Raw genomic sequence first — 13,293 nt, 5'->3', positions numbered from 1 at the left:
CCGCAAATCGAACACAGCCCCGCGCCCCTGGTTGGTGGCCCTGCCGCCAGTCGTCCTGCTCGCCCTCGTCTTCCTCTACCCCCTCGCCCTCGTAGTCCAGCAGTCCTTCCAGCCCGACACCGGTGGGACCTCGCTGCAGCCGTACTCCGACGTCCTCGGCTCCGAAGCCTTCCGCGAGGCGCTGTGGACCACCGTGTGGCTGGCGGTCGGTGCGACCGTCGGGTGCCTCGTGCTCGGGTTCGTGCTGGCGCTGATCATCGCGTTCGTGCCGTTCCCGGGGGCGCGGAGCATCGCCAGGTTCATCGACGTCTTCCTCTCCTTCCCGTCCTTCCTGATCACGCTCGCCCTGCTCTTCATCTACGGCACCGTCGGCATGGCCAACGGCCTCTGGACGGACGCCACTGGCGCGGCGGACGGGCCGTTCCAGTTCCTGACCACGCCATGGGGAGTGCTCCTCGCCGAGGTCACGTACTTCACGCCCTTCGTCGTACGGCCGCTCCTCGCCGCCTTCTCGCAGCTCGACACCGCGCAGCTGGAGGTGGCGGCCGGCCTCGGTGCGCGGCCCGCGCGGATCATCCGGACGGTGATCCTGCCGGAGGCGCTGCCCGCGCTCGCGGCCGGCGGGAGCCTCGTCCTCGTCCTGTGCCTCAACGAGTTCGGGATCGTGCTCTTCACCGGGGCGAAAGGGGTGACGACCCTGCCGATGCTCGTCTACAGCAAGGCGATCCTCGAGTCCGACTATCCGGGCGCGTGCGTGGTCGCCGTCGTCAACGTCCTGATCTCCGTGGGCCTCTACGGCCTCTACCGGGTGGTGAGCCGTCGTGCTGGTGCATAGCAGGAAGGGGAAGTGGGCCGCCTGGGTCCTGTTCCTCGTGCTCTTCCTCCCGCTGTTCGCCCTGCCCCTGCTGGTGATCCTGGCCGCGTCGTTCGCCACCAACTGGTCCAGCGTCCTGCCGTCCGGCTTCACCACCGGGCACTACGACGCGGCCACCCGCGGCGAGGCTCTCCAGGCACTCACCACCAGCCTGGTCACCGCGCTCACCGCGAGCCTGCTCGCGCTCGTCGTGGGGACCTGGGCCGCCCTCGCGGCGTCCGGGCTGAAACGACGCCAACGACGGTTCCTGGACGCCCTGTTCGTGCTGCCCGTCGCCGTGCCCTCGGTCGTCGTCGGGCTCGCGATCCTCGTCGCCTTCTCCAAGCCGCCGCTGCTGCTCAACGGCACCCGGTCGATCGTGATCCTCGCGCACGCCGTCCTCGTCACCGCGTTCGCGTACCAGTCCGTGTCGGCCGCGATCGCCCGGCTCGACCCGGCGTACGAGCAGGCCGCGGCCTCGCTCGGCGCCCGCCCCTCCTACGTCCTGTGGCGAGTGAAGCTGCCCCTGCTGCTGCCCTCGCTCACCGCCGCCGCCGGCCTCTGCTTCGCCCTCTCCATGGGCGAGCTGAGCGCCACGATGATGCTCTACCCGCCCGACTGGACTCCTCTTCCGGTCCTGATCTACGCGGCCACCGACCGCGGCGCCCTGTTCGCCGGCTCCGCGCTCGCCGTGGTCCTGATGACGGCGACGCTGATCGCCCTGCTCGCCGTCTCCCGCGTACGCACCAAAGCCTCGTACCGCTGACCAACCAGTCCCCGAACAGCCCTCTCAGCGCAAGGAGTTCACCTCGCCATGCCTCGAAACAGGATTGTCCCGATCGCCGCCCTCTGTCTCCTCGCCGCGCCGCTCACCGCCTGCGGAGGAACCTCCGCCGCCTCCGACGAGAAGGTCGTCACCGTCTACAGCGCCGACGGCCTCAAGGGCGAGAACGGCGACGGCTGGTACGACCGGATCTTCAAGGACTTCGAGAAGGAGACCGGGATCAAGGTCGAGTACGTCGAGGGCGGCTCCGGCGAGGTCGTGCAGCGTGCCGTCCGCGAGAAGCGCAACACGCAGGCCGATGTGCTCGTCACGCTCCCGCCCTTCATCCAGCAGGCCGACGGCAAGGGGCTGCTCCAGAAGTACACCCCGGCCGGATCCGACCAGGTCGGCGGCGCCGACAAGGCGGCCGACGGCACCTGGACCTCCGTCGTCAACAACTACTTCGGGTTCATCTACAACAAGAAGGAGCTCAAGCAGGCCCCCACCACGTGGGAACAGCTCCTCGACGCCAAGTACAAGAACAAGATCCAGTACTCCACGCCCGGTGTCGCGGGTGACGGAACCGCCGTGCTGATCAAGGCGATGCACGACTTCGGCGGCGAGAAGCCCGCCATGGACTACCTCCGCAAGCTCCAGTCCAACAACGTGGGTCCGTCCGCCTCCACCGGAAAGCTCGCGCCCAAGGTCGACAAGGGTGAACTGCTCGTGGCGAACGGCGATGTCCAGATGAACTTCGCCCAGGCCAAGTCCATGCCGAACCTCGCCATCTGGTTCCCGGCGACCGGCACGGGCAAGCCCACCACCTTCGCCCTGCCCTACGCGGCCGGTCTCGTCACCGACGCTCCGCACAGCGAGAACGCCAAGAAGCTCCTCGACTACATGCTGAGCCGGAAGGCCCAGCAGCAGGTCAGCGAGATCGGCGGCGGCTTCAGCGCCCGCCAGGACACCAAGGCCACCGACGCCAACGCGATCGCGCTCACCAAGCTCATGGACGGCGTGGAGGTCTTCGAGCCCGACTGGGCCGACATCGACAAGAACCTCACCTCGTACGTCGACGCCTGGAAGGACGCCACCGGAAGCTGACCGCTCCCCGCAGGCGGACCGCAGCACCGTGTTCCGGACGCGCACCTCACGTACCGCCGTGTTTCACACAGATGCCACGCGACCCTTCCCTGTCGTTTGTTGCTCTTGGAACACTCCATTCGCGCACGTTCCATCACGTACTCGCCCTCAGTACCCCTTCAGGACAAGAGGTCACCAGCCATGCCCGAAGTGAATAGGCGCCGTTTTCTCCAACTCGCAGGCGGCACCGCGGCGTTCACCGCGCTGTCGGAGAGCATCGCCAAGGCCGCGGCCATTCCCGCGGGATACCACCGCGGCACCATCGAGGACGTCGAGCACGTCGTCGTCCTTATGCAGGAGAACCGCTCCTTCGATCACTACTTCGGTGCGCTCAGAGGCGTCCGCGGCTTCGGTGACCCCCACCCGGTCACGCTCGACAACGGCAAGTCCGTGTGGCACCAGTCGGACGGCACCAAGGACCTGCTGCCCTTCCACCCGGAGGCCGACGACCTCGGCATGCAGTTCCTGGAGGGCCTGCCGCACAGCTGGCCCGACGGGCACGCCGCCTACAACAAGGGCAAGTACGACAAGTGGGTCCCCGCGAAGGGCGCCACGACGATGGCGTACCTGACCCGCGAGGACATCCCGTTCCACTACGCGCTCGCCGACACCTTCACCGTCTGCGACGCGTACCACTGTTCGTTCATCGGCTCCACCGACCCGAACCGCTACTACATGTGGACGGGCTTCACCGGCAACGACGGCAAGGGCGGCGGCCCCGTCCTCGGCAACGACGAGCTGGGCTACGACTGGACGACGTACCCGGAGCGCCTGGAGAAGGCCGGGATCTCCTGGAAGGTCTACCAGGACATCGGCAACGGCCTGGACGCGGCGGGCTCCTGGGGCTGGATCTCGGACCCGTACCGCGGCAACTACGGCGACAACTCGCTGCTGTACTTCAACAAGTACCGCAACGCCAAGGCCGGCGACCCGCTGTACGACAAGGCCCGTACCGGCACCGACGCCCGCAAGGGCGAGGGCTTCTTCGACCAGTTGCGGGCCGACGTCAAGGGCGGCAAGCTGCCGCAGGTCTCGTACATCGCCGCCCCCGAGGCCTTCTCCGAGCACTCCAACTGGCCCTCGAACTACGGCGCCTGGTACATCTCCCAGGTCCTGGACGCGCTCACCTCCGACCCCAAGGTGTGGGCGAAGACGGCCCTGTTCATCACCTACGACGAGAACGACGGCTTCTTCGACCACCTCGTCCCGCCGCTGCCGCCGCGCGACGCGGACCGCGGCAAGTCCACCGTCGACGTCGGCCCGGACCTCTTCGCGGGCAGCTCGACCCATGTCGCGGGCCCCTACGGGCTCGGCCCGCGCGTGCCGATGATCGTCGTCTCGCCCTGGAGCAAGGGCGGTTACGTCTGCTCCGAGACCCTCGACCACACCTCGATCGTCCGGTTCATGGAGCGCCGCTTCGGCGTCGAGGAGCCGAACATCTCGCCCTGGCGGCGGGCCATCTGCGGCGACCTGACCGCCGCCTTCGACTTCTCCCGCAAGGACAGCAAACCGGCCGACCTCCCGGACACCGACGCGTACGAGCCGCCGGACAAGGACCGGCACCCGGACTACAAGCCGACCCCGCCCGCGGATCCCAAGCTGCCGAAGCAGGAGCGCGGTCTGCGGCTCGCCCGCCCGCTCCGGTACGCGCCCTGGATCGACGGCTCGGCCGACCCGAAGGCCGGGAAGTTCACGCTGACCTTCGCCTCGGGCAAGAAGGCCGGCGCGTCCTTCCACGTGACCTCCGGAAGCCGCACCGACGGACCCTGGACGTACACCACCGAGGCCGGCAAGAGCGTCTCGGACACCTGGAACTCCGCCTACTCGAACGGCTCGTACGACCTGACCGTGCACGGGCCCAACGGCTTCGTACGCGTCTTCAAGGGCCCCGGCAAGACCGCCGGACCCGAGGTCACCGCACGGCACGACGGCGACGACATCGAGCTGACCTTCACCAACAAGGGCTCCCGCACGGCCGAGCTCAAGCTCACCAACGGCTACGGCGGCAGGCCGAAGTCGATCCGGGTACGGTCCGGCGCGACCGTCAGGCACACCGTGGACCTGGGGGCGAGCAAGCGCTGGTACGACCTCACCGTGTCCGACGCGGGCGGTTCGTTCGTGCGCCGGTTCGCCGGGCACGTCGAGAACGGCCGGGTGGGCGTCAGCGACCCCGCGATCGCCAGGGCCTAGAGGGTGCGATTCGCCATCGGAGATGCGATGAGTCCCACATCGCACGGACTGGTCAGGTACTGGCGGACCCGGGGTACTGTGCCCCGGTGACCACGCATTCGAACACTCCTGCAGGTTGGTACCCGGATCCTCAGGGTCTGCCCCAGACGCTGCGTTACTGGGACGGCGTTCAGTGGACCCAGCACACCAACCAGGACCAGCAGCAGGCTCAGGCCGCTCAGCCGGTCCAGCACGTGCAGCAGCATCAGCAGCAGCCTGGGTACCAGCAGCCGGCGCAGCAGGTTCCGCAGCAGGCGGGAGGGTTCGATCCGCGCGTGCAGCAGATGGTGCACCAGCAGGCCGGAGTCGCACCGAACTCCGCCGGCGGGGGCACGCTGTTCACCGAGCCGGTCCTGGTGGTGAACCAGAAGGCCAAGCTGATCGAGCTGACCAACGAGTACAAGGTCATGGACCAGCAGGGCAACCAGCTCGGCTCGGTGGTGCAGGTCGGACAGGGCACGCTGAAGAAGGTGCTGCGCTTCTTCGCGAGCCTCGACCAGTTCATGACGCACAAGCTGGAGATCCGCGACGCGTACGGTCAGCCGCAGCTGCTGCTGACCCGGCCCCGCAAGTTCATGAAGTCGCGGGTGCTCGTGGCGCGTCCGGACGGTTCGCCGGTCGGTGAGATCGCCCAGCAGAACATGGTCGGGAAGATCAACTTCGCGATCAAGGTCGACGGCAAGCAGGTCGGCGCGATCAAGGCCGAGAACTGGCGTGCCTGGAACTTCTCGATCGTGGACCACGCCGACAAGGAGGTCGCCCGGATCACCAAGACCTGGGAAGGCCTCGCCAAGACGATGTTCACGACCGCGGACAACTACGTCCTGCAGCTGCACTACCAGCTTCCCGAGCCCCTGTTGAGCCTCGTGATAGCGACGGCGCTGACCGTCGACACGGCACTCAAGCAGGACAACCGGGGGCTTGGCTGACGAATCCGTTCGTCCGTTCGTCATGGGCGTCATGAGGGAGGGCGGTCGCGGACATCCGCGGCCGCCCTCCCTCAGTCCGTCGTGCGATCCGTCGTGGCCTACAGCGGGGTGAGACGCCCGCGCTTCGGCTGCCGCGGCAGCAACGACGGCTCGTTCAGGGCCGATCCGGGCTCCAGGGCGAGAACCGCGGCCACGGGGTGTTCCTCGTCCGCCGAAACCTTCGCCGAAGTCTCGGTCGAAGGCACCGGCGTGGCGCGCGACAGTGTCACCACGCCCCAGGCCGCGACCGCCGCCCCGGCCAGTGCGAGCAGCAGTCCCGCCGCGCCGCCCTGCAGCCGCTCGCCGAGCAGCGAGAGGCCGATCACCGCGGCGGCGATCGGGTTGGCCAGCGTCACCACCGCGAGGGGAGCGCCGAGCCCGCCCTTGTAGGCGGTCTGCGACAGCAACAGCCCGCCCGTCGCGAACGCGGCGACCAGCAGCGCGACCACGATCACCTGACCGCTGAGGAGAGACTCCGAGCGGTCCGTCGCGGCGACCGTGACGGTCTGCGTGAGCGCCGAGGCGACACCCGAGGCGAAGCCGGACGAGGTCGCGTGCCGCAGCCCGGGGCGGGTGCCCGGCCTGGCCAGTACGCCGATGAGGGCCGCGGTGCTGCCCGCGACGGCCAGTGCCTGCGGGACGCTCAGCACATCGTCGGGCGCGGGCCCGGACGCCGTGACCAGCAGGGCGGCGAGCCCGGCCAGCGTCAGCGCCGTACCGCGCCACTCGACGAGCGTGACGCGCCGCCCCGCCATCCGCGCGCCCAGCGGCACCGCGGCGACGAGCGTGAGCGCGCCGAGCGGCTGGACCAGTGTGAGGGGCCCGTACTTGAGGGCGGCCACATGCAGCAGCGCCGCCGACGCGTTGAGGCCCACCGACCACCACCAGGCACCACTGCCGAGCAGCCGGAGCACCCCGGAGTCGGGGGTCCGTGCGGCCAGCCGCTGCTGGGCCACCGCCGCGGCCGCGTACGCGACGGCCGAGAACAGCGACAGGACGACGGCGACGAGCGTGGCGCTCATCGTCCGGCTCCCACGAGCTCCGGAGCGTCCTGCGCGCCGGGTGTCCCCGGCCCGCTCGGTGCCCCCGGCCCATCCGGTACGGAGCTGCCCGCGCCCACGCGCTCCCGGGTGGACGCCGTCGGTGTCGCCGCCCGGCGCGGTACGCGGATCACGGCGAGGGCGATGCCGAGCAGCGCGGCCGCCACGATCGCGTCGAGCCAGTAGTGGTTCGCCGTGCCGACGATCACCAGCAGCGTGACCAGCGGATGCAGCAGCCACAGCCACCGCCAACGGGACCGGGTCGCGGCGATCAGGCCGATCGCGACCATCAGGGCCCAGCCGAAGTGCAGTGACGGCATCGCCGCGAACTGGTTCGACAGGGAGTCGGTCTCGGGCGAGGCGCCGTACACCGTGGGCCCGTACACCTGGCCGGTGTCCACGAGACCCGTCGCGGCGAGCATGCGCGGCGGGGCGAGCGGGAACGTGAGGTGCACCACCAGGGCGGCGGCGGTGATCGCGGCGAGGGCCCGGCGAGCCCACACGTAGTGCCCGGGCCGCCGCAGGTAGAGCCAGATCAGGAAGGCCGCGGTGGCGGGGAAGTGGACGGTCGCGTAGTAGGTGTTGACGATGTGCACGAGGGTGTCGCCGTGCAGCAGCGCCGACTGTACGTCGCCTTCGCCGGGCAGACGCAGGAACCGTTCGAGGTCCCAGACCCGGTGCGCGTTGTCGAAGGCCTCACCGGTGTGGCCCGTGGCCAGTTGCCGGCCGAGCTTGTAGACGAGGAAGAGCCCCGCGACGAGCAGGAGTTCACGGACGAGGGGCGGCCGCTGTATCGCGGCCTCCCCTTCTCTTGCAGGCTCGGAACGGCTTTCCATCCCCCGGCCCCTTTGCTGACGTTCTGGTGGTGCTGGTGCGTGGTGAGCCCAGGAGGGGATCCACTCGACACAGGGGTGGGTCCTGTCCAAGGCTCATCGATACGCCAGTGTACCGATACGATCGCGTTCCGGTACACTGGCGTATCGATAGGACTTGCGCCACACTGAGGGCCGGGCCGGGGGCCACACTGGAGAGCACACGGGAGGCGGCCCCGCTCGGGGCCGCGGAGACCAGCGAGGAGAAGAGCCATGACGTCGCAGGCAGCGGACGAACCGGAGACGGTCGTCGCCTCGCGCCGCTCCAAGATCACGCCCGAGCGTGAGCAGGAGTTCTTCGACGCCGTGCTCGACCAGATCCGCGCGTGCGGCTATGACGCGCTGACCATGGAGGGCGTCGCCTCCAGCACCCGGTGCAGCAAGTCCACGCTCTACCGGCAGTGGAAGACGAAGCCGCAGTTCGTGGCGGCCGCGCTGCGAGCCAACCACTGTCCCAAGTTCATCGGTATCGACACCGGCTCGCTCGCCGGGGACCTGCGTGCGGTCGCGCGCACGGCGGGCGAGCGGTCGGACGAGGACACCAGGCTGCTCCAGGCGCTCGGGCAGTCCCTGATACAGGACGACGAACTGCAGCGGGCGCTGCGCGACGCGCTGGTTGAGCCCGAACTGGAGGCGCTCCGGGGGATGGTCCGGCGCGCGGTCGACCGCGGAGAGATCGCGGCCGACCATCCGGTCCTGGAGTTCGTGCCGGCGCAGCTGCTCGGCGTGCTCCGCGTCCGCCCCCTCCTTGAGGGGCGCCCCGCGGACGCGGACTACCTCCTGCGCTATGTGGAGGTGGCCCTGCTGCCGGCCCTGGGGCTGTCCGACACCACCTGAGACCCAGGCCGCCGTCCACGGGATGACTGGACGGTGACCTGCTCGCGCCGCACCGTGGGGACGGGGGCGGCGCGCACCCCCCGGCCGGGTGGGGTTCCTCTCCAGCGGAGAGGCGCCCCACCCGGCCGTTTGGTGTCCGGCCGGGGCCCCGGAGCCCCGACCGTCGTACGCCCTACACGCCCTACACGCCCTACACGTCCTGCCCGTTGCCGCCGCCGCCCGCGGCTTCCTTGATGCCCTTGGTGATCTCGTCGATGACCGACTGCTTGGGGGCCTTGGAGCTGACGTCGATGCCGAAGCGCACGACGACGAGCTGCTTGGAGTTGGAGGGCGCCGGGAAGACGAGCGACTCGACGTAGCCGTCGTCGCCCTTGCTCGTGACGACCTTCCAGCGGACCGCGTAGCCCTTCTGCCCGGCCACCGTCACGGCCTTGGAGGAGAGCTCGTCGTGCGAGGTGATCTTGCCGTAGCTCTTGCCGCCGTAGGACTCCTCGGCGTTCTTGGCGATGTCCTCCTTGGCGGCGGCCTCGGCGGTGGTGGCCTTGAGCTCCAGGGCGAGCGCGGGGGCGGAGTAGGCGCCGCCGAGGCTGCACTCCGCCGAGGTGTCGCCGGGGCACTTGTAGGAGCCCTTGGTGGTCACCTGCGCGCCCACCTGGATGGTCGCGCCGCTCCAGCCGTCGGGCACGGGCAGGCTGATGCCGTTGATCGGGTCCGTGGCGTAGCCGTCCTCGGACGGCAGCGGCTGCGGTATCGCGGACTCGCCGCCCTCCGGGGCACCGGGGCCGCCCTGGCCGCCGCCGTCCTGCCCCTGCGGGCCGCCCGGCTGGGTCGGCACCGGCTGGGTGTCGGCCGAATCGGTGCTGTCCGAGCCGTCGTCCGCGGTCAGCGCGTACACCCCGCCGCCGATGCCGGCGAGGACCGCCACGGCGACGGCGACGGCTATCGCCGTGCGCGCTTTGCGCCGTGGGCCGCCGGGGTGCGCGCCGGGATACGGCGAGTCCGGTGAGAACGCCGGAGGACCCCAAATGGCGCCTGACTCCGCGGGGCGGGTCTGGTCCGTCCATGTCCTACCGTCCCACCAGCGCTGCGTGGCGGGGCCGTCAATTGTCTGCCCGGGATCGGGATACCAGCCGGGGGGAGTCGCCTGCGTCATGGGTCCACCGTATGAGGCGTGGGTGAAAGCCGGATGAGAGGACCCCGGATTCGTTTCACTCAATCACCAGCCGCACCGGCTGTTTCAAGCCCCGGGGCACCCGGGGCAGCCCGTCCCGTCCCGGTGTCACCGAGCCCAGCACGCTGGGATGCCGGGCTCCGGTGCTCCTCGGGTCGGTGCCCGCGAGCCCGTGCAGCGTCAGGAAGCCCAGTACGGCGAATGCGTACGCCTCCTTCGCGGCCGACGGCAGGCCCAGTGCGTCGGAGGTGTGCAGCGGCACCCCCGGCAGCTCCTCGGCGAGCATCGCCATGAGAACCGGATTGCACGTGCCGCCGCCCGACGCGATGACCTCGGTGCCACCCACAGAACGAACGGCGTCCGCGACCGTGCACGCGGTGAGCCGGGTGAGGGTGGCGACCACGTCCTGGTACGCGGGGGCGCCGATGCCGACCGGAGCCGTTGTCGCTGCTGGGGCTGCCGGATCCGCCGGAGCTGCCGGAGTGGGCCGAGCCTCCGGGGCTGCCGGAGCTGCGGGAGCTGCTGGAGGTGCTGGGGCTGCGGGAGCCGCTGGGGTTGCCGGAGTGGGCCGAGCCGCCGGACGCGCCGGACCAGCCGGAGCTGCCGGAGGTGCCGGGGCTGCTGGGACTGCTGGAACTGCCGGGGCTGCGGGAGCCGCTGGGGTTGCCGGAGTGGGCCGAGCCTCGGGACGCGCCGGACCAGCCGGAGCTGCCAGAGCTGCCGGAGGTGCCGGGGCGGCTTGGGCTGCTGGAACTGCCGGAGCAGCGGGAATTGCCGGGGCTGCGGGAGCCGCCGGGGTTGCCGGAGTCGGCCCAGCCTCCGGAGCCGCTGGAGCTGCCGGATCCGCCGGGGCTGCCGGAGTGGGCCGAGCCGCTGGACCCGCCGGACTCGCTGGGGCTGCCGGAGCAGCGGGAACTGCCGGGGCTGCCGGAGTCGGCCGAGCCTCCGGATCCGCTGGAGCTGCCGGACCCACCAGGCCCGTCGCACCCGCCCGACCCGCCCGACCCGCCGGGGCTGCCGAAGTGGCCGGCGCGGCCCGAGTGGTCAGTGTGGCCGGATCCGGCGGAGCCTTCAGGTGCGCCAAAGCCGCCAGCAGGTAGTCCCGGTGGAACAGTTCCTTGCCCGTTGTCTTCGGTGCGGGCAGTGCGTAGTACGGATCGTTGAGGAGCCGGCGCAGCAGGGGCTCGTGGACCGTGCCGCGGGCGGCCAGTGCGCCGTTCGTGTCGTGGGTGTGGCCGGTGAAGTGGTGGACGGCCGCGTCGATGAGCGCGCCCGCGGGACCTGTGTCGAAGGCGGTGCCGTCGGGCGCGGTGAGGTTGGCGATGCCGCCGAGGTTCAGCGCGACCGGGGTGCCCGGCCTGCCGCGCAGCCACAGCAGGTCGACGAGGCTCACCAGGGGCGCTCCCTGGCCGCCGGCGGCGACGTCGCGTGGCCGGAAGTCGGCGACCACGGGCAGCCCGGTGGCCTCCGCGATCCAGGCGGGCTGACCGATCTGCAGGGTGCCGCGCACCCGCCCGCCGTCGGTCCAGTGGTAGACGGTCTGGCCGTGCGAGGCCACCAACTCGGCCCGCCCGTCGCACAGTTCACGGTCGGCGCGGAGGGCGGCCGCCGCGAAGGCCTGCCCGATGAGCGTGTCCAGGCGGCACACCTCGGCGAGGGTCGTGGCCGCCGGAGGCAGCGCCGCAGCGAGGGCCTCCCGCACCTCGGCGGCGTACACATCGCCCACCATGCCGAGCGGCCGCAGCACCAGACTGTCCCCGTCGAACCGTAGGTCGGCCGCCGCCGCGTCGATCGCGTCGTACGACGTGCCGGACATCAGGCCGATCACCCGCACCCGCCTGACCTCCTCCCCCTGCTCGACGTTCCCCTGCCGGAGCTCCACCTACTCACCCGCTCAACTCCCTTTCCGTAGCGGCTCCTTACGGAGTGTCAGAAGCGCCAGTACGCTCACCGCGCACGTCACGGCCGCGTAGTACGCCGGAATGTCCACGCTGCCCGTCCGTTCGATGGTCTCCGTGATGATGAGGCCCGCGCATCCCGAGAACACGGCATTGGACAGGGCGTAGGCGAGTCCCAGCCCGGTGTAGCGGACGCTCGTCGGGAACATCTCCGAGAGCATCGCGGGGCCAGGCCCCGCCATCAGCCCCACGACGGCGCCCGCGACGAACACGGCCCCGCCCTTCAGGGCGTTCGAAGTACCCGTGTTCTGAAGGAGGTTGAGCAGCGGGACCGCGAGGACGGTGACCAGCAGCGCTCCCGTCAGCATCACCGGCCGCCGGCCGATCCGGTCGCTGAGCAGGCCCGCCGGGATGATCGTGACCGCGAAACCCAGGTTGGCGAGGACGGTGGCGACCAGTGCCTGCTGGAACGTGGCGTTCAGCGAACTCTGCAGATACGAGGGGAGCACGACGAGGAACGTGTAGCCCGCCGCCGCCCAGCCCATGATGCGGCCCGCGCCCAGCGCGATCGCCTTCGCCACCTCACGCCCCGGCGGCCGCTGTGGCCGGGACTCCTCCCGGAGCGACTCGAAGGACGGCGTCTCGTCGAGCCGCAGGCGCAGCCACAGCGCCCCGAGCCCCATCGGCAGCGTCAGCAGGAACGGCAACCGCCAGCCCCAGTCGCCCATTTGCCCCTCGCTGAGCACGGTCGCAAGGAGCGCGGCCACTCCCGCCCCGCCCAACAGCCCCAGCGCCACCGTGAACGACTGCCACGACCCGTACAGGCCCCGCCTGCCCGGTGGCGCGAACTCCGTCATCACCGACACCGCGCCGCCGAACTCCCCGCCCGCGGAGAGCCCCTGAAGAACCCTCAGAAAGGTCAGCAGCCAGGGCGCGAGGGCGCCCACCGTGTCGTACGTGGGCAGCACGCCGATCAGTGTCGTCGCGACCGTCATGAGGACGATGACCATGATGAGTACCGGACGGCGTCCGACGCGGTCGCCGAGCCGCCCGAACAGAGCTGCGCCGACGGGCCGGAAGAAGAACGCGAGCGCGAAGGACGCGTACGTCCTGACCAGGGCCTCGGCCTCGCTGCCGCCCTCCGGCGTGAAGAACCGGGCCGCGATGACCGTCGCGAAGTAGCCGTAGACGCCGAACTCGTACCACTCGATGAAGTTGCCCACCGACCCCGCGACCAGCGCCCTGCGGGAGCGCTCCGGCCGGTCGGTCCGCAGGTCGGAGCCGTGCACCGGAGCGCCCATGCCGTTCCTCCCGCCGCCGCGACGATGTTGGAAAGTTAGTTTCAGTTCACGGCTTTTGACTGTCAATAACTTTCACCCGGGCCGGTCGGTGGTGTCGCCCGTCGTCTTCGCGCCGCCGGCGTCACCCGTCGCGGCAGCAGGTGTCCCGACCAGGCTCCATCGTGTCTTCCGGAGGGCTAGGCTCAAGGTCTGTACGTCGTTTGGGCGACCTGGGGAGG

The 13,293-nt window shown here is 70.5% G+C and carries 10 protein-coding genes and 2 pseudogenes; 6 read left to right on the top strand and 6 right to left on the bottom strand.

The window, feature by feature from the left end:
• The first annotated feature begins 31 nt into the window (after positions 1-31).
• From ACFWXQ_RS38650 to ACFWXQ_RS38630, 5 genes are all read left to right on the top strand, one after another.
• Positions 32-835 (top strand): 2-aminoethylphosphonate ABC transporter permease subunit, encoded by an 804-nt coding sequence (locus ACFWXQ_RS38650; RefSeq protein WP_383954264.1) that lies wholly within the window; start codon positions 32-34, stop codon positions 833-835.
• Positions 822-1,619 (top strand): ABC transporter permease, encoded by a 798-nt coding sequence (locus ACFWXQ_RS38645; RefSeq protein ID WP_383954256.1) that lies wholly within the window; start codon positions 822-824, stop codon positions 1,617-1,619. The genes ACFWXQ_RS38650 and ACFWXQ_RS38645 overlap by 14 nt, the downstream gene beginning before the upstream one ends.
• Before the next feature lie 48 nt (positions 1,620-1,667).
• Positions 1,668-2,720, top strand: a complete 1,053-nt coding sequence (locus tag ACFWXQ_RS38640; RefSeq protein ID WP_383954254.1) for a 2-aminoethylphosphonate ABC transporter substrate-binding protein — start codon at positions 1,668-1,670, stop codon at positions 2,718-2,720.
• 180 nt (positions 2,721-2,900) lie between these two features.
• A complete protein-coding gene (locus ACFWXQ_RS38635; RefSeq protein WP_383954252.1) occupies positions 2,901-4,949 on the top strand; it encodes a phosphocholine-specific phospholipase C in 2,049 nt (682 codons plus the stop codon).
• A gap of 86 nt (positions 4,950-5,035) precedes the next feature.
• Entirely contained in the window at positions 5,036-5,917 is an 882-nt protein-coding gene (locus ACFWXQ_RS38630) for a phospholipid scramblase-related protein (RefSeq protein WP_383954250.1), read from the top strand.
• Positions 5,918-6,015: 98 nt separating this feature from the next.
• On the opposite strand, the gene ACFWXQ_RS38625 is transcribed toward ACFWXQ_RS38630, so the two are convergent.
• Both ACFWXQ_RS38625 and ACFWXQ_RS38620 read right to left on the bottom strand, forming a co-directional pair.
• The gene (locus tag ACFWXQ_RS38625) at positions 6,016-6,978 is read right to left on the bottom strand and encodes a DMT family transporter (RefSeq protein ID WP_383954248.1); all 963 of its coding nucleotides are present in this window, start codon (positions 6,976-6,978) and stop codon (positions 6,016-6,018) included.
• Complete coding sequence (locus ACFWXQ_RS38620; protein WP_383954246.1) at positions 6,975-7,832, bottom strand: phosphatase PAP2 family protein; 858 nt, start codon at positions 7,830-7,832, stop codon at positions 6,975-6,977. Before ACFWXQ_RS38620 ends, ACFWXQ_RS38625 begins: the two co-directional genes overlap by 4 nt.
• A 249-nt stretch (positions 7,833-8,081) precedes the next feature.
• On the opposite strand from ACFWXQ_RS38620, the gene ACFWXQ_RS38615 reads away from it, so the two are divergent.
• A complete protein-coding gene (locus ACFWXQ_RS38615) occupies positions 8,082-8,705 on the top strand; it encodes a TetR/AcrR family transcriptional regulator C-terminal ligand-binding domain-containing protein (protein ID WP_383954244.1) in 624 nt (207 codons plus the stop codon).
• A 190-nt stretch (positions 8,706-8,895) separates the two neighbouring features.
• Here the strand turns inward: ACFWXQ_RS38615 and ACFWXQ_RS38610 are convergent, their stop codons facing one another.
• The 4 genes and pseudogenes from ACFWXQ_RS38610 to ACFWXQ_RS38595 all read right to left on the bottom strand — a co-directional run bounded on the left by ACFWXQ_RS38610 (position 8,896) and on the right by ACFWXQ_RS38595 (position 13,075).
• Positions 8,896-9,858, bottom strand: a complete 963-nt coding sequence (locus tag ACFWXQ_RS38610; RefSeq protein WP_383954704.1) for a DUF2510 domain-containing protein — start codon at positions 9,856-9,858, stop codon at positions 8,896-8,898.
• 55 nt (positions 9,859-9,913) lie between these two features.
• Positions 9,914-10,294 (bottom strand): annotated as a pseudogene (locus tag ACFWXQ_RS38605) (anhydro-N-acetylmuramic acid kinase); the annotation flags it as partial.
• Between the two features lie 276 nt (positions 10,295-10,570).
• A pseudogene (locus tag ACFWXQ_RS38600) lies at positions 10,571-11,710 on the bottom strand (anhydro-N-acetylmuramic acid kinase); the annotation flags it as partial.
• 60 nt (positions 11,711-11,770) lie between these two features.
• Positions 11,771-13,075, bottom strand: a complete 1,305-nt coding sequence (locus ACFWXQ_RS38595) for an MFS transporter (protein WP_383954706.1) — start codon at positions 13,073-13,075, stop codon at positions 11,771-11,773.
• Positions 13,076-13,293 lie beyond the last annotated feature (218 nt).

The sequence above is a fragment of the Streptomyces sp. NPDC058697 genome, assembly GCF_042715345.1.
GTDB lineage: Bacteria > Actinomycetota > Actinomycetes > Streptomycetales > Streptomycetaceae > Streptomyces > Streptomyces liliifuscus.
This window is presented reverse-complemented; position numbering and strand designations above follow the sequence as displayed.

Bases quoted from the DNA above. Each gene is read 5' to 3' on its own strand.
- ACFWXQ_RS38640 (WP_383954254.1), top strand. From the start codon at position 1,668: ATGCCTCGAAACAGGATTGTCCCGATCGCCGCCCTCTGTCTCCTCGCC.
- ACFWXQ_RS38635 (WP_383954252.1), top strand. From the start codon at position 2,901: ATGCCCGAAGTGAATAGGCGCCGTTTTCTCCAACTCGCAGGCGGCACC.
- ACFWXQ_RS38625 (WP_383954248.1), bottom strand. From the start codon at position 6,978: ATGAGCGCCACGCTCGTCGCCGTCGTCCTGTCGCTGTTCTCGGCCGTC.
- ACFWXQ_RS38620 (WP_383954246.1), bottom strand. From the start codon at position 7,832: ATGGAAAGCCGTTCCGAGCCTGCAAGAGAAGGGGAGGCCGCGATACAG.
- ACFWXQ_RS38615 (WP_383954244.1), top strand. From the start codon at position 8,082: ATGACGTCGCAGGCAGCGGACGAACCGGAGACGGTCGTCGCCTCGCGC.
- ACFWXQ_RS38610 (WP_383954704.1), bottom strand. From the start codon at position 9,858: ATGACGCAGGCGACTCCCCCCGGCTGGTATCCCGATCCCGGGCAGACA.
- ACFWXQ_RS38595 (WP_383954706.1), bottom strand. From the start codon at position 13,075: ATGGGCGCTCCGGTGCACGGCTCCGACCTGCGGACCGACCGGCCGGAG.